Source organism: Nocardia sp. NPDC006044 (assembly GCF_042871115.1).
Lineage (GTDB): Bacteria > Actinomycetota > Actinomycetes > Mycobacteriales > Mycobacteriaceae > Nocardia.
In genome coordinates, this window is record NZ_JBIAID010000002.1 from 313,323 (window position 1) to 333,963 (window position 20,641).

At 68.1% G+C, this 20,641-nt stretch carries 18 protein-coding genes, 1 tRNA gene and 1 pseudogene; 11 read left to right on the forward strand and 9 right to left on the reverse strand.

Translation table 11 applies throughout. From position 1 onward, the window contains the following. The first annotated feature begins 186 nt into the window (after positions 1 to 186). The 6 genes from ACFYO1_RS19085 (at position 187) to ACFYO1_RS19110 (ending at position 5,081) form a co-directional block, all read left to right on the forward strand. Positions 187 to 257: transfer RNA gene (locus ACFYO1_RS19085), tRNA-Gln, on the forward strand. Positions 258 to 370: 113 nt separating this feature from the next. After that, positions 371 to 1,861, forward strand: a complete 1,491-nt coding sequence (gene glmU, locus ACFYO1_RS19090) for a bifunctional UDP-N-acetylglucosamine diphosphorylase/glucosamine-1-phosphate N-acetyltransferase GlmU (RefSeq protein ID WP_387232450.1) — start codon at positions 371 to 373, stop codon at positions 1,859 to 1,861. Continuing rightward, positions 1,858 to 2,838: a ribose-phosphate diphosphokinase gene (locus ACFYO1_RS19095; protein WP_107659278.1), complete on the forward strand. Its 981-nt coding sequence runs from the start codon at positions 1,858 to 1,860 to the stop codon at positions 2,836 to 2,838. Before glmU ends, ACFYO1_RS19095 begins: the two co-directional genes overlap by 4 nt. A 216-nt stretch (positions 2,839 to 3,054) precedes the next feature. Continuing rightward, positions 3,055 to 3,315: a hypothetical protein gene (locus ACFYO1_RS19100; protein ID WP_387232452.1), complete on the forward strand. Its 261-nt coding sequence runs from the start codon at positions 3,055 to 3,057 to the stop codon at positions 3,313 to 3,315. A gap of 167 nt (positions 3,316 to 3,482) precedes the next feature. Continuing rightward, a complete protein-coding gene (locus tag ACFYO1_RS19105) occupies positions 3,483 to 4,391 on the forward strand; it encodes a hypothetical protein (RefSeq protein ID WP_387232453.1) in 909 nt (302 codons plus the stop codon). 27 nt (positions 4,392 to 4,418) lie between these two features. Then, positions 4,419 to 5,081, forward strand: a complete 663-nt coding sequence (locus ACFYO1_RS19110) for a DUF2461 domain-containing protein (RefSeq protein ID WP_387232455.1) — start codon at positions 4,419 to 4,421, stop codon at positions 5,079 to 5,081. Here ACFYO1_RS19110 and egtD read toward each other — a convergent pair. The 4 genes from egtD to egtA all read right to left on the reverse strand — a co-directional run bounded on the left by egtD (position 5,078) and on the right by egtA (position 9,777). Further along, positions 5,078 to 6,049 carry an L-histidine N(alpha)-methyltransferase gene (gene egtD / locus ACFYO1_RS19115; RefSeq protein ID WP_387232457.1) on the reverse strand — a complete coding sequence of 324 codons (972 nt, stop codon included), beginning with the start codon at positions 6,047 to 6,049 and terminating at the stop codon, positions 5,078 to 5,080. The genes ACFYO1_RS19110 and egtD overlap by 4 nt on opposite strands. Beyond that, the gene (gene egtC, locus ACFYO1_RS19120; RefSeq protein WP_387232459.1) at positions 6,046 to 6,915 is read right to left on the reverse strand and encodes an ergothioneine biosynthesis protein EgtC; all 870 of its coding nucleotides are present in this window, start codon (positions 6,913 to 6,915) and stop codon (positions 6,046 to 6,048) included. The genes egtD and egtC overlap by 4 nt, the downstream gene beginning before the upstream one ends. Before the next feature lie 25 nt (positions 6,916 to 6,940). Continuing rightward, a complete protein-coding gene (gene egtB / locus ACFYO1_RS19125; protein WP_387232461.1) occupies positions 6,941 to 8,287 on the reverse strand; it encodes an ergothioneine biosynthesis protein EgtB in 1,347 nt (448 codons plus the stop codon). A 125-nt stretch (positions 8,288 to 8,412) separates the two neighbouring features. Next, positions 8,413 to 9,777 (reverse strand): ergothioneine biosynthesis glutamate--cysteine ligase EgtA, encoded by a 1,365-nt coding sequence (gene egtA, locus ACFYO1_RS19130; RefSeq protein ID WP_387232463.1) that lies wholly within the window; start codon positions 9,775 to 9,777, stop codon positions 8,413 to 8,415. A 203-nt stretch (positions 9,778 to 9,980) separates the two neighbouring features. Here egtA and ACFYO1_RS19135 point away from each other — a divergent pair, with 203 nt between their 5' ends. After that, entirely contained in the window at positions 9,981 to 11,153 is a 1,173-nt protein-coding gene (locus ACFYO1_RS19135) for an aminotransferase class V-fold PLP-dependent enzyme (RefSeq protein WP_387232465.1), read from the forward strand. Positions 11,154 to 11,793: 640 nt separating this feature from the next. Here the strand turns inward: ACFYO1_RS19135 and ACFYO1_RS19140 are convergent. Further along, entirely contained in the window at positions 11,794 to 12,357 is a 564-nt protein-coding gene (locus tag ACFYO1_RS19140) for a TetR/AcrR family transcriptional regulator (RefSeq protein ID WP_387232466.1), read from the reverse strand. Positions 12,358 to 12,464: 107 nt separating this feature from the next. Between ACFYO1_RS19140 and ACFYO1_RS19145 the strand changes: the two genes are divergently transcribed. The 3 genes from ACFYO1_RS19145 to ACFYO1_RS19155 all read left to right on the forward strand — a co-directional run bounded on the left by ACFYO1_RS19145 (position 12,465) and on the right by ACFYO1_RS19155 (position 15,412). Then, positions 12,465 to 13,124 (forward strand): lysophospholipid acyltransferase family protein, encoded by a 660-nt coding sequence (locus ACFYO1_RS19145; protein ID WP_387232468.1) that lies wholly within the window; start codon positions 12,465 to 12,467, stop codon positions 13,122 to 13,124. A 187-nt stretch (positions 13,125 to 13,311) separates the two neighbouring features. Next, positions 13,312 to 14,958, forward strand: a complete 1,647-nt coding sequence (locus ACFYO1_RS19150; protein ID WP_387232470.1) for a fatty acyl-AMP ligase — start codon at positions 13,312 to 13,314, stop codon at positions 14,956 to 14,958. A gap of 73 nt (positions 14,959 to 15,031) precedes the next feature. Further along, positions 15,032 to 15,412 carry a hypothetical protein gene (locus ACFYO1_RS19155; protein WP_387232472.1) on the forward strand — a complete coding sequence of 127 codons (381 nt, stop codon included), beginning with the start codon at positions 15,032 to 15,034 and terminating at the stop codon, positions 15,410 to 15,412. Positions 15,413 to 15,440: 28 nt separating this feature from the next. Here the strand turns inward: ACFYO1_RS19155 and pth are convergent, their stop codons facing one another. Then, complete coding sequence (pth, locus tag ACFYO1_RS19160; RefSeq protein WP_387232474.1) at positions 15,441 to 16,022, reverse strand: aminoacyl-tRNA hydrolase; 582 nt, start codon at positions 16,020 to 16,022, stop codon at positions 15,441 to 15,443. Positions 16,023 to 16,045: 23 nt separating this feature from the next. Continuing rightward, positions 16,046 to 16,657: a 50S ribosomal protein L25/general stress protein Ctc gene (locus ACFYO1_RS19165; RefSeq protein ID WP_387232476.1), complete on the reverse strand. Its 612-nt coding sequence runs from the start codon at positions 16,655 to 16,657 to the stop codon at positions 16,046 to 16,048. A gap of 305 nt (positions 16,658 to 16,962) precedes the next feature. On the opposite strand from ACFYO1_RS19165, the gene ACFYO1_RS19170 reads away from it, so the two are divergent. Then, a complete protein-coding gene (locus tag ACFYO1_RS19170; protein ID WP_387232478.1) occupies positions 16,963 to 18,582 on the forward strand; it encodes a peptide chain release factor 3 in 1,620 nt (539 codons plus the stop codon). A 24-nt stretch (positions 18,583 to 18,606) separates the two neighbouring features. Here the strand turns inward: ACFYO1_RS19170 and ACFYO1_RS19175 are convergent. Both ACFYO1_RS19175 and ACFYO1_RS19180 read right to left on the reverse strand, forming a co-directional pair. Then, a pseudogene (locus tag ACFYO1_RS19175) lies at positions 18,607 to 19,137 on the reverse strand (nuclear transport factor 2 family protein); the annotation flags it as partial. A gap of 333 nt (positions 19,138 to 19,470) precedes the next feature. Further along, a complete protein-coding gene (locus ACFYO1_RS19180) occupies positions 19,471 to 20,409 on the reverse strand; it encodes an Abi-alpha family protein (protein ID WP_387232480.1) in 939 nt (312 codons plus the stop codon). Between the last annotated feature and the right edge of the window lie 232 nt (positions 20,410 to 20,641).

Consider the following 20,641-nt stretch of genomic DNA (forward strand, 5'->3'; position numbering starts at 1 on the left):
CTTAACTGTTCCAGACAGCGCGCGAGATTGCCCCGTCAACCCCGGGCGCGCCTTCGATCCGCTCCCGGTTGGGCGGGCCAAACGCTCCAACTACCGGCAAGAATCGCGGAGAGGCGTGGGTGTATGCGAGGATCTTTCCCGTGCCGTGGCACAGCGGCGGGTGTTCCCGATCCGCCGATGTGACAATCCGCCGTGGTGTAATGGCAGCACCTCTGATTTTGGTTCAGATAGTTCAGGTTCGAGTCCTGGCGGCGGAGCTCGGCAGCACGATGACCTATCGTTGGCCCGCACATCTGCGCCCAGCACAGCAGACACCCCAGCACGATGAGCAGAGCCCAGCAGCATGATGACAGGCAGCCGAGGGAGATCCATGCCACAGCAGACCGCCGTCGTCGTTCTCGCAGCCGGTGCCGGGACGCGAATGCGGTCGAAGACCCCCAAAGTGCTGCATTCGCTGGCCGGTCGGAGCATGCTCGCACACGCGCTGCATGCGGCGAACGAGATCGACCCCGCATATCTGATCACCGTGGTCGGGCACGACCGCGAGCAGGTCGGCGCCGCAGTCGAGGCGGTGGGTACCGACCTCGGCCGTGAGATCACCTCGGCGGTCCAGGAAGAACAGCTCGGCACCGGGCACGCCGTCCAGTGCGCCTTGGCCGCGCTGCCCGTGGGTTTCACCGGCGACCTGCTCGTCACCTCCGCCGACGTGCCGCTGCTCGACGGCCACACGCTGTCCGCGCTGCTCGACGAGCACCGCTCCTACGCCGAGCGGTCCGCGGTGACGGTGCTGACCTTCGTGCCGGACGACCCGAACGGCTACGGCCGCATTGTCCGCGATGCCGACGGCCGGGTGTTCGAGATCGTCGAGCACGCCGACGCCACCCCGGCCCAGTCCGCGATCACCGAGGTCAACTCGGGTGTCTACGCGTTCGACGTGAACGTGCTGCGCACCATGATCAGCCGGTTGTCCACCGCCAACGCCCAGCACGAGCTGTATCTGACCGACGTGCTGCGGCTGGCCCGCGAGGCCGGGCATCCGGTGCACGGCGCCCGCCTGGTCGACGCGGCCAAGGTCACCGGCGTGAACGACCGGGTCCAGCTGGCCGGCGCCACCGCCAGGCTCAACCGCTACATCCTGGAACGGCACATGCGGGCCGGTGTCACCATCATCGATCCGGCCTCCACCTGGGTGGACGCCAGCGTGCGGATCAGCAGGGACGCGATTTTGCGCCCCGGTGTGCAACTGCTCGGCGACACCGTGATCGGCGAGGACGCCGAGATCGGGCCGGACAGCACGCTGACCGACGTGGTCGTCGGCGACGGCGCCCGGGTCGTCCGTACGCACGGTGAGGGCGCGATGATCGGTCCCGGCGCGACCATCGGCCCGTTCAGTTACCTACGACCCGGGACCGTGGTCGGCAATTCCGGCAAGCTCGGCGCCTTCGTCGAAACCAAGAACGCCTCGATCGGCGCGCACTCCAAGGTGCCGCACCTGACCTACGTCGGCGACGCCACCATCGGGGAGCACAGCAACATCGGCGCTTCGAGTGTTTTCGTGAACTACGACGGAGTGACCAAGCATCACACCACTGTCGGGTCGCATGTGCGAACGGGAAGCGACACGATGTTTGTCGCACCGGTAACGGTGGGTGACGGCGCGTATACGGCGGCAGGTACTGTACTGCGCAGAAGCGTTCCGCCCGGGGCACTCGCGATTTCCGGCGGGCCGCAGAAGAACATCGAGGGCTGGGTGCAACGCCACCGTCCTGGAACGGCCGCGGCGCGCGCGGCGGCAGAAGCCAACGCCGCCAAAGAAGACTCCGGTCAGGCACACGAGCAAAAGGATGGCAAACAGCAGTGACCGCGTCATGGATCGATAACCAGAAGAACCTGATGCTCTTCTCGGGACGCGCTCATCCTGAGCTGGCCGAACAGGTCGCCAAGGAACTCGACGTCCACGTCACGCCGCAGACCGCACGCGACTTCGCCAACGGCGAGATCTTCGTCCGGTTCGAGGAGTCCGTGCGCGGCTCCGACGCGTTCGTGCTGCAGAGCTTCCCCGCGCCGCTGAACCAGTGGCTGATGGAACAGCTCATCATGATCGACGCGCTCAAGCGCGGTTCGGCCAAGCGGATCACCGCCGTGCTGCCGTTCTACCCGTACGCCCGCCAGGACAAGAAGCACCGTGGCCGCGAGCCGATCTCCGCTCGCCTGGTCGCCGACCTGCTCAAGACCGCGGGCGCGGACCGGATCATCACCGTCGACCTGCACACCGATCAGATCCAGGGCTTCTTCGACGGCCCGGTCGATCACATGCACGCGCAGTTGCAGCTCGCCGAGTACATCCGCACCAACTACACCCTCGACCACATCACCGTGGTCTCCCCCGACTCCGGCCGCGTGCGCGTGGCCGAGAAGTGGGCGGACTCGCTGGGCGGCTCGCCGCTGGCGTTCATCCACAAGACCCGGGACCCGCTGGTGCCCAACCAGATCAAGGCGAACCGCGTGGTCGGCGACGTCGAGGGCCGCACCTGCATCCTGATCGACGACATGATCGACACCGGTGGCACCATCGCCGGCGCGGTCAAGGTGCTCAAGGATGCCGGCGCCGGTGACGTGGTCATCGCCGCGACGCACGGCGTGCTGAGCGACCCGGCCGCGGAGCGCCTGGCCGCCTGCGGCGCCAAGGAGGTCGTGGTCACCAATACGCTGCCGATCACCGAAGAGAAGAAGTTCCCGCAGCTGACGGTGCTGTCCATCGCGCCGCTGCTGGCCCGCACCATCCGCGAGGTCTTCGAGAACGGCTCGGTCACCGGCCTGTTCAACGGCAACGCTTGACCGCCTCTTCGAGAATTCAGGCCGGACCTAGGTGCCACGGCAGTCGCGTTGGCGGCCGGCGGTGACATGGTGGGGACGCTAGCTCGTGCCCGGTGAGTTACCCATGTGCTCACGAAATCAGAACATACGTATAGAAGCCGCTCGGACTTCAGTCCGGGCGGCTTTCTTTTGCGCGGGGTCCGTTAGTTATGGCGATGCCTGGGGATACTGGGAGGTATGGACCGTGAACCGCTCGACATCGATATGGGAGACGACGACCAGAACGACGAGATCCGCGCCTATCTGCGCAATATCGAGGATCCGCCGGACGACCTGCGCATTCGCTACCGCGAGAACGACGACGACGGCAGGTTGGGCATAACGGAGGAGCTCGCGCAGGAGTCGACGCCGCGCGAGCAGCGCCGAGAGCGGGACGAGGACGACGAGCGGCCGGCCGAGGTGGCCGCCGTGGAGATCGTCGACGACACCTCGCTCTGACCTCCCCGCCGATTACCGGCTGCGCCACCTAGCGCAATCGGCTATGACAGCCCGACCATCGTGGTACGCATAACGGACAAGCCGGACGCAGTCCGTCCGCCGAGTGCGGACGGCCGTGGCGGTGGTGGCACGCAGGAGTGGCGACCGGACAACCCGAGGAGGGCGCGATGAGCACGCCACAGGATCCGAAACCGGCCGGCGGTACTCCGGAGCCCGCCGAGTCCGCGTCGCCGAGTGCGTCCGAGGCGGGCTCGGGTGCGTCGCCTTCGCTGTCGAAAGGCGTTGGTGCGGCGGAACCTTCGAGCGAGCCGTACACCGCGCCACCACCGCCGGCCGGTGAGTGGTGGCAGCCGACCGACGCGCCCGCCGGGCCGTTGGGCGGGCAAACGCAGCCGGGCGGACCCGACCCGAGCGGGCAGTCGCACACCGGCACCGGCCATGTCGGCCAGTGGCAGCCGCCCCAGGGCGGATCGCCGGCCGATCAGCCGGCTTGGGCCGATCAGCCCGCCGATGAGCAGCCGTTCACGGATTCGAAACCGGTTCAGCCTGCTTGGGGCGGCGACCCGGCGAGCGGTCTACAACCGTTGGACGCGTCGATCGAGCACTCGCACGAGGAGGGACAGCATTCTCCCCCGCCCTATCCGGGAAGCGGTCACACAGCGGATTCGGCTGGCGGCCAGCAGGGCTGGGATGCGCAGCGACCGCAGGAGGCCGGTGGCGTGCCGCAGTACCCGCAGGGCGGGATGTACAACTACCCGCCTGCCGGTGGCTACGGCGAGCAGCAGAGTCCGCAGCCCGGCGGCTACGGCGCGTACCCGCCGCAGTCCTACGAGCCGTACACCACGCCGCAGCACTCGTCCGGCAGTCAGGTGTTCTCGATCATCGGTTTCGTCTGCGCGGTGATCGCGGTGTTGTTCTGCCCCATCCTGTTCGGACCCGCGGGCATCGTGCTCGGCATCATCGGCCACAACAAGGGTGAGCCGCTCGGCAAATGGGCGGCGATCACCGCGGGCGTCACCATGATCATCGGCTTCCTGGTGGGGTTCCTTATCTTCAACGGAGACCTGAGAACGTAGATTGCTCTGTATGAGCGAGGCACAGTCATGACCAAGTTCGGCGGGTTTCCGCTGGCGGGACTGGACTTCTACGAAGATCTCGAGGTCGACAATTCGAAGATGTTCTGGTCCGCGCACAAGGATGTATACGAGTCGGCGGTGAAGGCGCCGATGCTCGCGCTCACCGCCGAGCTGGAGCCGGATTTCGGTGCGGCCAAGATCTTCCGGCCGTATCGCGACGTCCGCTTCTCCAAGGACAAGACGCCGTACAAGGATCACCAGGGCGCGTACGTGTCCGTGGCGCCGAGCACCGGCTGGTACGTGCAGATCGGCGCGGCGGGGCTCTACGTCGCGGGCGGTTTCTACGGCGGCTCGTCCGAGCAGATCGCCCAGCTGCGCTCCACCATCGATCACGATGTGCGCGGGCCGGAGCTGGAGCAGATCCTGGCGAAGTTGACCAAGGCCGGTTTCACCATCGGTGGCGACAAGCTGAAGACCAAGCCGAAGGGTTACGACGCCGACCACCCACGCATCGACCTGCTCCGGCACAAGGCCCTGGTCTGCAACAAGGAATTCGGCTCGCCCGCGTGGCTGGACAAACCCCGGGCCGCCAAGGAGATCCGCACCGCCTGGGAGACGATGCGGCCCCTGGTCGATTGGCTCGCGGCGGTGGTGACCGGCGCGACTACCCGGTCACCACTGCTCGCCTAGTCGCGGGCCGCGAGGAACAGCGCGAAGCGATCGTCGGGGTCGGTCCACACCTGCTCGGTGCTGAATCCGGCGGCGGCGAGTTCCGCGCTGAAACCGTCGACCCGGAACTTGGCCGAGATCTCGGTGCGCATCTGCTCGCCCGCCGCGAACTGCACGGTGAGATCGAGTTCGCGAACCCGGACGGTCATGTCTTCGGTTGCCGCCAAGCGCATTTCGATCCACTCGTGCTCGGCGTCCCACACCGCGACGTGCTCGAATTGCTCCGGCGCGAAGTCCGCGTCGAGGCGAGAGTTCAACACGTGCAGCACATTCCGGTTGAACTCGGCGGTGACACCGGCCGCGTCGTCGTAGGCCGGGACCAGCACGGCCGGGTCGATGACCAGACCCGCGCCGAGCAGCAGCTGCTCGCCCGGTTCCAGCACCTCGTAGATGCCGGCCAGGAACTCGGCCCGCTCGGCGGGCACCAGGTTGCCGATGGTGCCGCCGAGGAAGGCGATCATCCGGCGGCCACCCCCGGGCAGGTTGTGCAGGGTGTCGGTGAAATCGCTGACCACGCCGTGCACGGCCAGGCCGGGGAACTCGGTCGCGATCTCGTCGGCCGCCGCGCGCAGCGCCGTGGACGAGACATCCTGCGGGACATAGGTCTTCAGCGGACCCTCGGCGGTCAGCGCGGACAGCAGCAGCCTGGTCTTGGCGGCCGAGCCCGCGCCGAGTTCGACGAGCACCTCGGCCTGCGCGACTCGGGCGATCTCACCGACCACCCGTTCCAGCAGGGCGCGTTCGGTGCGCGTCGGGTAGTACTCGGGAAGCTCGGTGATCTGCTCGAACAGTTCACTGCCGCGGGCGTCGTAGAACCACTTGGGCGGCAGCCACTTCGGGTCCGCGGTCAGGCCGAGCCTGGCGTCCGCGCGCAAAGCGGAGGTGAGATCGTCGTCGGATAGGTGGATCTCCAGCGTCGGTGCGGTCATCGGGAGGCGCCTTTCGTGCTGTCGAGCAGCGGATCGATGGTGAGCTTTCCTGGGCGAGCGATAACCAGGCTGCGGTCGGGGATCGACTGCCAATTCGGGTCGTCGTCATAGGGTTCGGAGGCGAGCACGGCGACGGTGTCGGTGACCAGCGCCGACAAGGCGTGGTGCACCGTGGTGGCCCAGAGGGTTTCGCCGTCGCCGAGCAGGAAGTTGAGCCGGGCCGCCGGCGCGTGTGTCAGCACGCCGGCGGCGAGCAGACCGAGGGCGGTCCCCGGCGAATCGACGAAGCCGTCCGGCGCCGCCGCCGCGAGCAGCTGCCGTAGCAGCACCCAGAGCGTCGCGGCGTCCGTCGGTGATTCGGCCTCGAGTAGCTGGATCGTCTCGAAGAGCCTGGTCGCGCCGAATCGCGTTGCGGCATTGTCCAAGTCGGAGGACGCCGCGGTGATGGCGGTGCGCCAGTCGGGCACCGAGCCGTTGTGGCTGAATGCCCACTGCGCGCTGGTGAACGGCGCGCACGCGGCCCGCTCGACCGGCATGCCGACGGTGGCGGAACGGATCGAGGCCAGCACCGCGGTCGAACGCAGTTGCGGCAGCACCTCTTCCACCGCGGGGTCGGTCCAGATCGGTGCGGGGTTGCGGTATCGGCTGGCAAGCAGTCGGCTGCCCGCCGCAATATCGCCGGGCGGCGCGCCGGACGTGCGCTCGGCGGGCCGCCACCAGGCGACGCCGAATCCGTCGGCGTTGATCGTGCCGCCACCCCGCATATCCCGGGGAGCCCATGCTTGCGTGCGCAGGGAATGCGTTCCGCCGGTGAGTATCTCACCGACGCTGACCGCCGGTCCGACATAACCGAGATGTCTGCACATCAGCGCGCACCTCCCGCCGGTCGGCTCATTCGCCCTCCCCCGGCCGCAGATCGCGGGCGAGCCGGAACCCGGAGAAGATCTGCCTGCGGATCGGGTGATCCCAGTTGCGGAAGGTGCTGCGGCAGGCGACCGGATCGGTGCCGAACGAGCCGCCGCGCAGGACGCGGTAGTCGCCGCCGAAGAAGACCTCGGAGTACTCCTGGTACGGGAAGGCGTGGAAACCGGGGTACGGATCGAAACCCGATGCGGTCCACTCCCATACGTCGCCGATGAGCTGGTGCACACCGGCCGGGGACGCGCCCGCCGGATAGGCGCCGACGTCGGCCGGTTCCAGATGGCGCTGGCCGAGATTCGCGGTGGTCGAGTCGGGTTCGGTGTCGCCCCAAGGGAATCGACGCGCGCCGCCGGTAGCCGGATCGTGACGCGCGGCCTTCTCCCACTCGGCCTCGGTGGGCAGCCGCTTGCCCGCCCAGTTCGCGTACGCCTCGGCCTCGAACCAGCAGACGTGCACCACCGGCTGATGCGGGCGCAACGGGGTCAGCACGCCGAAGACCCGACGCCACCACTGCCCGGCCGAGTCGCGCTCCCAGAACTGCGGCGCGACCAAGCCCGCCTCCTGCCGGTGCGCCCAACCGCGCTCGGACCACAGCTCGGGCCGGTCGTAGCCCCGATCGTCGAGGAACGCGAGGTACTGCTCGTTGGTGATCGGCGCCGCGTCGATGGCGAAGCCGGGCAACTCGACTCGATGCGCGGGGCGCTCGTTGTCCAGCGCCCACGGTTCGGTGGACGTGCCCATGGTGAACGCACCGGCCGGTATCACGACTTCGCCAGTGACCGGCGCGGTCGTGGTCGGCACCGCGGGCGCGGTCAGCACCGCGGGCCCGCTGCGCAATTGGTGGGTGGCCAGCATGGTCTCGTCGTGCTGCTGCTCGTGCTGGGCGATCATGCCGAACGCGAAACCGCCGTCGATCAGCGGCGAACCGTGTAAATCACTGCGGTCCAGCACATCCCAGACCTTGTCCCGGACCGTGCCGACGTAACCCCTGGCCTGGGTCGGATCGAGCAACGGCAGCGCGGGCCGGTTCGAGCGGGCGTGCTTGAACGCGTCGTACAGCTCGTCGATGTCGGCCCGCACCGCCTCGCGGCCGCCGACATCGCGAACCAGCCACAGTTCTTCCTGATTGCCGATGTGCGCGAGATCCCACACCAGCGGGCTCATCAGCCGCGAATGCTGCGCCACCAGCTCGGCCTCGTCGATGCAGTCGGTGAGGATGAGGGTGCGCTGCCTGGCGCGGGTGAGCACCTCGGCGATCTGCTCGCGTAGTCGTTCGGTGCTCGCGTTATCGGGGGCGGGCGGATAGTGAATGGTCATGATGGGTCTCCGGTGCTAGTTCCTGTCGGCGTCGGCGCGGCGCGCCGGACCGGATCGGCAGTGCAAGCACGCTCGGCACGCGCCCGCGATGGCGTCGTGTTCTCGGTTCGCTCGCGGATCGGCGCTCACGAATCCGCTCCAGGACCGCCCGTCCTGGTGCCGGCCGCGGCGGAATCCGCCACGGGTCTATCGCCGCTGCGACATCGCGCAACGGCGGCTTCGATCTCGCGTGCGGCCTCGGTACTGGACGCATTGGCCGCGGCCAGGGTGAGCAGTTCGACCGCCACCGAGCGGATGTTCGGATCGGCCAGCCCGTAGCGGGCCGCGTCGAGCCAGTGCCCGGCCACTGGCGCGGCGATGGCGATGGCCTGGGCCACCACCCGGCTGCTGGACATGAGCGCGTCCAAGACGTGGATCGGGACGGTCCAGCCGTCGCCGGGCTGGGCGTCGATGTAGCGGACCTCCAGGTACCCGGACGCGCGCACCGGCGGAAACAGCGTGGTGAGGTGATAGTCGAGGTCGTTGCGGTCGGGCCTGCGGCCGACCTCGTCGTCCAGGGCGCCGGTGAGCCAGTCCGCGAAGGTGGCCCCCGGCGGCGGCGACCAGCCGGTGTCGGCACCGTGACCGTTCGCGCGCTGACCGTTCGCGCCCGGGCCGGTGCCGTCCGGTCTTCGCACGCACAGCAGCGGCACGTCGAGCGCCCACCGGCTGTAGCCGAGAATCGGATCGGCCCAATCCATCAGCGGCGGCCGGGTTCTGGCGTTGTCGAGCCGCAGCCAGGCCCGCATCCGCTGGGAGGCCCACTCACCCGCGGGAGCGCCCCGCAGGGTGGGCGAGCAGGCGAAGGCGGCGAGCAGGGCCGGGCCGATGGCGTAGAGCGCGGTCCAGCGGGCGGCGATGTCGGCGCGGTCGGCCCCCGCGTCTACGCTGACCTGGGTCGCGGCGGTGTTGCACATCATGAGTTTGCCGAACGGGCCGATGCCGGCGAAGGTCTGTTCCATGGCGCGATAGCGCGGCAACTGGAGCAGCCGCTTGGGCCGGCGGTCCGCGTCGGCGGCGGCGGAAACGGTTCGGATGGAGCGAGATTCGAGAAGTTCCCGCAAGTGGCGGGCATCGTCGCGGAGCGAGGTACTCAGCTGCGCGGCATCAGCGAATGGTGCGCTGGATAGTTCGATCTGACCGCCGGGTTCGATGGTGACCCGGCTGCCCCCTGGTAACGCCAGTTCCGGCGAATCGGGGGCGATGGACCGTGGTGCGTAGGGTCCGAGGGCATCCGCTAGAGCAGTCAGTTGCGGACGCGGGGCGGCCGAGGGGCCTGACGCCTGACACTCACCCTGCACGGTGAGCCATTCGAGCTCGGCGCCGATCAGCGTCGGTGGTCCCTGCTTGAAGCAGACACCCCCGATATACGCCTCGGCGGCGGCTCGCGAGCCGAGCTCCCCGTCGTCGATAACCGGACTGACCAGCTCTGATTCCAGCGTGACCGCCATGCCAACCTCCGTAGTGCGTCCGAGTTGCTGTGGTTTCGTGTCCGCTGTCGATCTATAACCGTCGCGCGGTCGTGCTCTGTTCCGCTCGCGGCGATCCATCCAGAGTAGCGATGGGGACTGACAAGAAATCGACAAGAATCCGAACTGGGGACCGGTCGAGGACGGACGGACTCCGCCCGGCTATGCCCGTTAGAGTCGGAATCATGCTGGATGAAGAGCGTGTCCGCGCCGACACTCCGGGTTGTATGTCCGGTTCCGTTTTCCTCGACAGCGCCGGATCCTCGCTGCCGCCGCGGGTCGTGCTCGATACCGCCATCGACCATCTGCGCCGCGAGGCCGAGATCGGTGGCTATCGCGCCGCGAACGAACGCCTCGACGATCTGGCCGCGGTGAAGACCGCGATCGGCGCGCTGATCAACGCGACGCCGGCCAGTATCGCGTTGAGCGACAGTGCGACTCGTTCCTGGGCGGATTTCTTCTATTCGATCCCGCTGGCCGCGGGCGACCGCATCCTGATCTCCGAGGCGGACTACGCGAGCAACGCCATCGCGGCACTGCAACGCGCCCGCGCCACCGGGGCGACGGTGGAAAGGATCCCCAGCGACGACACCGGGCAGATCGATCTCGACGCGCTGGCGAAGCTGGTCGACGAACGGGTCAAGCTGGTCTCGGTGCTGCACGCGCCGACCAACGGCGGCCTGGTCAATCCGGCCGCCGAGGCCACCCGAATCGCCCATTCGGTGGGCGCGCTGGTGCTGCTCGACGCCTGCCAGTCGACCGGGCAGCTGCCGATCGACGTGGCGGAATTGGACATCGACGCACTCTCGGCCACCGGCCGCAAGTGGCTGCGCGGACCGCGCGGCACCGGATTCCTTTACGTCCGGCCGGAATTGGCGGAATCGATCGAGCCCGGCCGGCTCGACCTGCACAGCGCGTCCTGGGTCAGCGCGGACGACTACCGCCTGGCCCCCGACGCCAGCCGCTTCGAGTTCTGGGAATGCGATGTGGCCGGACGCCTCGGCCTCGGCGCGGCCGTGCGATACCTGCTCGACCTCGGCCCCGAGAACGTCTACGCCGCCATCTCCGCCCGAGCCGAGTACCTGCGCAAAGCGCTACCGGAGATTCCCGGAGTCACGGTGCGCGACATCGGCATCCGACACAGCGGCATCGTCTCGTTCACCGTCGACGGCCTCGACGGCATCGCGATCCGCGACCGACTCGCCGCCCAAGACATCACCGTAACCGTAAGCCACGCCAGTTCCACCCTCCTGGACATGACCACCCGCGACCTGCGCTCAGTAGTCCGCGCCTCCCCCCACTGCTTCGTAACCTTCGACCAACTGGACCGCTTCGTCGCCGCCGTCGCGAACCTGTAGGGCAACAGCATCCATTCGAGTCGAGTCAAATGGTCGCCAATTGATCTTCAACAACGACCTTTTGACTCGACTCGACACGAAAACGACCTTTTGACTCGGCTCGATGAGCGGGCGGACCCGCCTCAACTGGAGAAGCAGGGACGAGCGTTCACCCCCCACTCGAAGGCCGAACCAACGCTCGCCCTCTTCGCTGACTGAACCGCTCACTCGACCCACCGCGGTGACCGAACCGAGCACACGACGCCCTTCGTTCCCAAGCCTCTTTGAACCGGACCACAAGCCGATGACCACGCTGGAACCCGAGCGCTGCCCATACCAACTGCGTAAGTAGGTCGGGGACCCCACCTGACGCGCTCAGCACTATCGATCATCTCTGGGAGCAGGTGTACCTGACTCGCCAGGTAGACCCTCGGCATGTCCCAACGCGACCTGACGAGGAAAACTGAAGACCTACCCCGGTTTTCACAGAAGTAGTGCTGAGCACGTCGCCTGCCGTACCCGGCTTTAGGCGCACGTCAGGATGCGACGTCGAGTTCCAGCGTGGTCATCTGGCTGTGGTTGCGTCACAAAATCTTCGGGAACTGACCTGCTGCCCGGAAGCTGAAGACCTGCCTCAGGGGTTGGGTCGGGTGCGTGATGTTCAGGCCAGGTGGAGGTCGAGGGCGCGGTGGACTAGCGCGGGGATGTCGGCGGCGGGGGCGACCAGGCGGAGGCTGCGGTTCGCTTGGAGGGCGGCGATGCCGTGGAGGTTCGTCCACAGAGCGGTTGCGCGTTCCCCGGGGTCGACGGTGCCGGGGAGGGCGGCCTCGGTCACCAGCGCCGCGAATCGGGCGAACAGGGGCAGGGTGGTGGCACGGAGGTTCTCGCCGGAGCCTTCGAGGAGGTCGTGGCGGAACATCAGGGTGAACATCTCCGGGCGTTCGCCGGCGAACTCGACGTACGCGACACTCATGCGCACCAGGCGATCTCGTGGGCCGATGCCGGGGTCGACCGCGGCGAACCGGTCGATCAGGTCGGCGAATCCGCGCGCCGCGATGGCTGCCAGCAGGGCTCGGTGAGTCGGGAAGTGCCGGCGCGGTGCCCCATGTGAGACACCCGCGGCGCGGGTGATGGCGCGAAGTCCCAATTGCGCCGCGCCCACCTCTTCGAGCAAGTCCACACCTGTGCCGACCAGGCGTTCTCGCAGTGGCTCGTTCTCGACCATGCAGACATTGTCTACGCCAACCATCACCGGTCCTCACCTCGGGTGTAGACACTGTCTACAGGAATGCGGTAGACAGTGTCTACACATTCTTTTCCCGGGAGGTTTTCGTGTGGTACTGGCTCTTCAAGTACGTGTTTCTCGGCCCCGTGCTGCGGGTGCTGGGTAGACCCGAAGTCGAAGGGCTGGATCAGGTTCCGCGCACCGGGCCGGTGATCGTCGCGGCCAACCACCTGGCCGTGATCGACTCGCTATACCTCGCGCTGGTGCTGCCGCGCCAGGCCGCGTTCCTGGCCAAGCAGGAGTACTTCACCGGGACCGGACTGCGCGGGCGGTTCAAGCGCTGGTTCTTCACCGCGGCAGGACAGGTGCCGGTCGACCGGACCGGCGGCAGCGCCGCGGCCGACGCGCTCGCCGCCGCCACCCGCATTCTCGAGGCGGGCGGCGTGTGGGCCATCCACCCCGAGGGCACCCGCTCGCCCGACGGCCGGATCTACCGCGGCCGCACCGGCACGCTGCGCGTCGCGATGGCCACCGGCGCCCCGGTGATCCCGGTCGTGCTGTCGGGCACCGATCGCGTCAACCCGCGCGGCACCCGGCTGCCCCGCTTCGGCAAGGTCCGGATCAGCTTCGGCGCCCCGCGCTACTACCTGCCCGCCGAGCAGCATCACGCCGCGCGGACGAACACCGACGAACTGATGCGCGAACTCGCCGCCCGCTCCGGCCGGCACTACGTGGACCAGTACGCGACCACCTTCCGGACGGCATAACCAGCACATCCCGGCGTCATCCCCGCGAATTGCCCGGACGTCGCGCCGCCGGACCCGCGCCCGCGGTTACCCGCGACACTCCAGCAAACTCAGACACGCAGGAAAGGGGTTAACGCCACGCCGGAATGGCGGGATAGTTGAAAGCAGGTCGGCAGGCGGCCCGAAGCTGGTGATGAGGGAGTTGACGTTGAGCAGGTTCACCGACGAGATGTATGCGACGGCGCAGGCGTCGACCCGGGGGCTGGTGACCGGCGAGCCGGACGCGCCCCGGCGTCAGAGCTGGGGCGAGATCCATCGGATCGCCCGGCGGATGGCGGGCGGCCTGGCGGCGGCGGGCATCGGGCACGGTGACGCGGTCGGCGTGCTCGCCGGCCTGCCGGTCGACATCGCACCGGCCTGCCAGGCCATCTGGATGCGCGGCGCCTCGATCACCATGCTGCACCAGCCGACGCCGCGCACCGATCTGGTGGTCTGGGCGCGCGACACCGAGACCGTACTGACCATGATCGAAGCGCGCGCGGTGGTGCTCGGCGCCCCGTTCGAGGCGGCCGAGCCGCTGCTGCGCGAACGCGGCATCACCGTGGTACGGATCGATCAGCTGCACGAGGGCACGGACACCGATCCGGTGCCGACGGCCGAGGACGATATCGCCTTGCAGCAGTTGACCTCCGGCTCGACCGGGTCGCCCAAGGCGGTGCGGATCACCCACGGCAACTTCTTCGTCAACGCCTACGCCATGTTCGACCGGGTCAAGTTCCAGCTCGATGACGATGTGATGATCAGCTGGCTGCCGCTGTTCCACGACATGGGCATGGTCGGATTCCTCAGTGTCCCCATGCAAATCGGCGCCGAGGTGGTGTGCGTGACGCCGCTCGACTTCCTCATGCGCCCCTTGTTATGGGCCGAACTGATCGCCAAGTATCGCGGAACCGTCACCGCCGCACCGAATTTCGCGTACTCGCTGCTCGCCCGCCGGCTGAAGCAGGCCGATGACGGCGCCTTCGACCTGAGCAGCGTTCGCTACATGTGGAACGGCGCGGAGCCGGTCGACCCGGACACCATGGAGACGCTGGCCGCGGCCGGAAAGCGGTTCGGGCTCAGCCCGCTGGCGCTCACCCCCGTCTACGGCATGGCGGAAACCACACTGGCCGTGTCGATTCCGGATCCGGGCCTGGGTCAGGTGATCGATGTCATCGACGCCGATCTGCTCGAGGCGCTCGGCAAGGCCGTGCCGGTGCACGACGTGCACGGGCATCCGGGCAACATCCGCCGGCTGCCGACGCTGGGCTACCTGGTCGACCATCTCGAAGGCCGGGTGGTGGACGCCGAACGCCAGGAGCTGCCGACCAGATCCGTCGGCGTCATCGAATTGCGCGGCCCGGCAGTCACTTCCGGCTACGTCACGGTGAACGGATTCCGCCCGGCCCAGGACGCCGCGGGCTGGCTCGACACCGGCGATATCGGCTACTTCACCGACGAGGGCCTGATCGTGGTGTGCGGGCGGATCAAGGACGTCATCATCATGGGCGGCCGCAACATCTACCCGACCGACATCGAACGCGCGGCCACCCGGGTGGCCGGGGTCCGACCCGGCAACGCCGTCGCCGTGCGCCTCGACGCCGGGCAGAAGCGCGAGAGTTTCGCGGTGGTGGTGGAGAGCAACGAATATCAGGATGCCGAGGCGGTCAAGCGCATCGAACGCGAGATCGTGCACGCGGTGTTCTCCGAGGTGGGTGCCCGCCCGCGCACCGTCGCCGTGCTCGGCCCCGGCGCGCTGCCGAAGACCTCCTCCGGCAAGCTTCGCCGCGCCGCCACCGCCGTGCACCTGCGCTGAGGCCACCGACGGGACCGATGAATCTCCGGCGCCGACCTCGTCTGAACGGACAGTCGGCGAATAGGAGATGATCATGCCCGAGTTCGAACCGATCGGCGAACTGCACGAGGGATTCAGCGGCCCGGACGCCACCGCACCGCCCTGGTCCGCGGTGCGCGAGGTGCTGACCACGTCGGAGATGTTCTGGCTGAGCACCACTCGGCGCGACGGCCGCCTGCACCTCTGCACCGGCGACCGGGAGCAGAAGGCGGTGAACCTGGCCGCCGAGCCCCGCTGCGTGCTCAGCACCGGCACCAATGTGATGAACTCGGGACTCGATGTGGTGGTCGAGGGGACCGCCCTCCGGATCACCGATCACGCGACGCTGCAGCAGCTGGCGAAACTGTGGAAGTCCCTTCAGCCAAACCCGCTACCGCTTCGGCTGATACGCCGGGCCGAGGCCGAATGGCATTGACGGCGTGGCGAATTCGCCACGCCGAGGGTCAATGCACCTGGTTCTGCGCGGCTTCCAGTCCGACCCGGAGCAACAGCTCGACGGCGTCGGCGGCCTGCTCGACGATCACCGGTATTTCCTTGCGCTCCGGTGCCGCGAACGGCTTGAGCACATAGTCGGCCGGGTCCTGACGGCCGGGCGGGCGGCCGATGCCGATCCGGACGCGCAGGTAGTCCTTGGTGGTCAGCGCGCTGGACACCGAGCGAAGCCCGTTGTGCCCGCCCTCGCCGCCGCCGCGCTTGAGCCGGATCTCGCCGAACTGGAGGTCGAGTTCGTCGTGCACGACGATCACCTCGGTCGGCGGCACGGAGAAGAACTTGGCCAGCGCCGCCACCGGACGCCCGGACAGATTCATGAACGAGCGCGGCTTGGCGATCAGCACCTGACGGCCGTCGAGCCGAGCCTGCAGCAGGTCGGCGCCGGACTTCTTGTGCACGCCGAAACGGCCGCCGACGCGCTCCGCGAGCACGTCGGCGACCAGAAACCCCACATTGTGCCGGGTGCGCTCGTATTCGGTGCCTGGGTTGCCCAGTCCGACCACGAGCGCGGGCCCGGTCGTGGATTCGGTCATCGAGTGAACCGATTCCGCGGTACTTACTCGGCGCTCGCGGCCTCGTCGCCGGCCTCAGCGGTGTCCGCGCCCTCGTCCTCGGCCTCGGCCTGCGGGGCAGCGATGACGTTCACGATCAGGGTCTCGGCGTCGACGTTGAGGGTGACGCCCTTGGGCAGCGTCAGCTCGCCCGCGTTGATCTGGGTGCCGGCCTCGACGCCCTCGACCGAGACCTCGATGGACTCGGGAATGTTCAACGCGTCGGACTCGATGGAGATGGTGGTGGCGTCCTGGGTGACCAGGGTGCCCGGAGCGGCATCACCGGTGACGACGACGTTCACGTCGGCGGTGACCTTCTCGCCCTTCTTGATGATGAGCAGGTCGGCGTGCTCGATGTAGCGGCGAATCGGGTGCACGACAACCGATTTGGTCAGCGCGAGCTGCTTCTTGCCATCGATGACGAGGCTGAGCACCGCGTTGGTGCCGTGCTCGCGCAGGATGGCGGAGAAGGCGCGGGCGTTCAGCGAGAGGTGCTGCGGGTCGGCCTGGTGGCCGTACAGCACGGCGGGAACGTTGCCCGCGCGACGGGTACGGCGGGCGGCACCCTTACCGAACTCGGTGCGTACGGCGGCTTCGAGAAGGTTGGCGTCGGACATGACTGGATCTACTCCCTACGGCTGTTCCGGGCTGTCAACAGTGCGCCAGGGTCTGTTTCCGCCCTGGCTGGTTGGTCTACTCGTCCGACGAAAGAACCAACGGGGACGGCCGGAAGCCGAGCCGCGTCGATCACGGTGAACGCAAAATCAGGTCTGCGGTCACCCTCGCCGAGACAACCCGAACACCATACCGCAATGGTTATGCCCAGTTTGAATCGGGTGGCCAGGCACAGGTCGTGTCGGGTCCATGCTCATCGCGTAGATTAGACAGGTTGCCGATCGGTCGTCTGTGAAAGGTTGTTCCGTTGACCGCCTCCCCTGAGGGACTTCCCGCCGAGGTTTCCCGACGGCGCACGTTCGCGGTGATCTCGCACCCCGACGCCGGCAAGTCGACGCTCACCGAAGCGCTCGCGCTGCACGCCAGGATGATCTCCGAGGCGGGCGCGATCCACGGTAAGGCGGGCCGCCGCTCCACCGTCTCGGACTGGATGGAGATGGAGAAGGCGCGCGGCATCTCGGTCAGTTCGACCGCGCTGCAGTTCAATTACCGCGCCGAGGGCTCGGACGTGGACAGCGTGATCAACCTCGTCGATACGCCCGGCCACTCCGATTTCTCCGAGGACACCTACCGGGTACTCACCGCAGTCGACGCCGCGGTGATGCTGATCGACGCCGCGAAGGGCTTGGAGCCGCAGACGCTCAAGCTGTTCCAGGTGTGCAGGCACCGCGGCATCCCGGTCATCACCGTGATCAACAAGTGGGACCGGCCGGGCCAGGCGCCGCTGGAACTGCTCGACGAGATCAACGAGCGGATCGGCCTCACCCCGACCCCGCTGTTCCTGCCGGTCGGCATCGCGGGCGACTTCCGCGGGCTGCTTCGCCGCGGCCCGGAGGGCGCTCCGCTCGAATACATCCACTTCACCCGCACCGCCGGCGGCGCGACCATCGCGCCGGAGGAATCGCTGACCCCGGCGCAGGCCGAGGCGCGCGAGGGCGAGCCGTGGACCACCGCGGTCGAGGAGAGCGAGCTGCTCTCGGCCACGGGGCAGGACCACGATCAGGAGATGTTCCTCGCCGGGCAGACCTCGCCGGTCATCTACGCCTCGGCGATGCTGAACTTCGGCGTGCGGCAGCTGCTGGAGGCGCTGGTCTCGCTGGCGCCGCCGCCCGGCCCGCGCCCCGATGTGAACGGCGGGGCGCGCGAGATCACCGAGCCGTTCAGCGCGGTCGTGTTCAAGGTGCAGGCGGGCATGGATGCCGCGCACCGGGACCGGTTGGCGTTCATGCGGATCGTGTCCGGCGAGTTCGAGCGCGGCATGGTCGTGACGCACGCACAGACCGGTCGCCCGTTCGCGACGAAGTACGCGCTGACCGTGTTCGGCCGGGAACGCAACACCGTCGACACCGCCTACCCCGGCGACGTGGTCGGCCTGGTCAACGCGACCGCGCTGGCCCCGGGCCACACGCTGTTCGTGGACAAGAAGGTGGAGTTCCCGCCGATCCCGTCGTTCGCGCCGGAGCACTTCGCGGTGCTGCGCGCCGAGAGCGCGGGCAAGTACAAGCAGTTCCGCAAGGCCATCGATCAGCTGGACTCCGAGGGCGTTGTGCAGGTGCTGCGCAACGACATTCGCGGCGACGCGGCACCGGTGCTGGCGGCCGTCGGGCCGATGCAGTTCGAGGTGGTCACCGCCCGGATGCTGACCGAGTTCAACGTCGAGACCAAGATGGACAACCTGCCCTACACACTGGCCCGCCGCACCGACGCCGCGTCGATGGACGAGCTCGGCAAGCAGCGCGGCGTCGAGGTCTTCACCCGCAGCGACGGCGCCCTGCTCGCCCTGTTCAGCGACAAGTGGCGCCTTCAGTACATCGAAAAAGAACACCCTAAATTGACTTTGGAGCCACTGGTAGCGACCGCGGACTAGCCGCGGCGCCGGGCCCGGTCGAGGTCAGCCTGCTTCCGGTTCGCGACGGGCGGATGGGGCGCCGGGGTCGCGTTCGACCGAGGAGATGACGCCGTCTTCCCGGGAGATCAGGCCCCAGCGGCTCGAGGTCAGGCGCAGGCTCGGCAGGTCGCTCAGCGAGAGCACCACCTCGTAGGTGCGTTCATAGCCGGTGTGCGAGATGCGCCAGCGGCCGTCGTCGCAGCGCACGTATTCGTCGGAATAGAAGGCCGCGCCGCGCAGCAGCATGTTGTGGCCGGGGATGAGCACGGTGTCGGCGAGGTACCAGGTGCCGGTCGCGGCGTCGCCGTCGACGTCGATCTCCGGGTGATCGCAGCGGTGCTCGGTGATGACGTGCGGGCCGAGTGTGTTGCGCATGAACGCGAGGAACGCGTCGCGCGATTCGAACTGGAGATATTCGCTGTAGGTGGCGGTCGCCTCGGGAATCATGGTGTCCGCGAACTCATCCCAGGATTTCGTGTCGAGGCAGCGGAGGTAGCGGAACTTCAGTCTGCTGATCGCGGTCACGTCGTCGAGCCGGCGATCGTCGCCGCGTGGTCTGCTCTCGCGACGCTCCTGCTCGTCCGTCCCCGGGTCGCCGCGCTCCATCCGGCCGATGTCGATCCCCGGGTTGCCGCGCTGCTGTCCGCCACCCGCACTCGGGTCGCCGCGCCCCTGCCCGCCGGTTCCCTGATCCATACTTAACAATCCCATCCGAAGCCGCGCAGCTTCACGAATTGGGAGATTTGTACCCTCCGTGTCTGCTGGTCCGCAGGCCGGCGCCCGTGGACCCCACGGTGTTCGCAGAGGTTCGGCCGCCTCGAATAGGCGCGGCTGACCTGGGGAAAGTTCTACGACCGAACAGTCGGGCTAATTCCCGATGGTGAAGCAGGTGCGGCAGAAATCCTCGCCGAACTCGGTCAGGCGCAGGCTCTTGCGCACGATTTTCGGCGCGCGCCCGGCCTTCTTCAACGCGGCCTCGACCACCGGCTGCACCTCGAGCACCATGTATCGGCTCAGCACGACCGGGTCGTCGGAGACCAGCGTCAGCCCGAGCCTGCCGAGGTTGATCAAGTACGGACGCGACCGGTCCGGGTACCGGACACCGGCCTGCTCGGGCACCGAGGTCAGATCCCCCTGAACCAGTTCGGAGCCGATGCCCAGCGGGCGGTTGGTGCGCACGTCGACCGAGGGTTGCGGGCCGTTCTGCGCCATGAAACGCAGGATGCGCGCCTCGTCGGGGGCGAGTTCGTCGAGGATGCGGTCGTAGGCCGGGTGCACGTCCTCGGTGAAATAGACGTCGGCGGAACGAGCGAGCAGCGCGTCGCCGCGCCGGCGTAGCTCGTCGGTGCTCGCCGAACGAAGGTAGGAGCCGACGGCCAGCGCCTGCTGCGCGCCGCCGTTATTGCCCGGCCCGTTCGGCGTCGGCACGTAACTGACGATCTCGCGCACCGACCCCTCGGTGACGCCGAGCGCGCTACGGGCTATGGAACGCAACGCATTTCCGGTTCGCTCGGCGATATCCGCGGACGATTCACCGTCCAGCGCCGCCTGGGTGATCTCCTTGGTGACCTCGAAGGTGGTGCCGACCGCCCACTGACCGCCGCGCACCACACTGCCCGCCGCGACCCCGGCCGCTCGGAATACGCCACGAATCAGCCGGGCCTCGTTGCTGATCTGCCGCTGTTCGACATCCGAGCTGCGCTCGACCGCGCGAGAACCGGCTCGGACTGGGCTCGACCCCGCTGTCCCCGCAAACTCCGACGGCCGCCGACCCCGCGCGTCCTGTCCGGCCCTGTCGTCTGCCACGTCATACTCCGATATCGCCAGGTGAACGAATCCCGCCCCACAGATTACTTCCCCCTGTGTCGCTGGTCATTGTCGCCGTCACCCTTCGCCGATGCGGCATTGCGCACAAACACTGTGACCGATATCTCGGCAGGCGGCGGTGTGGCACCGCGCACTCGAGGTGGACCCGTCTCTTCTCCTCACAATAAGGTCCCGGTGCCGACAGGGTGCTACTTTGATGTTCCGGTGAGGC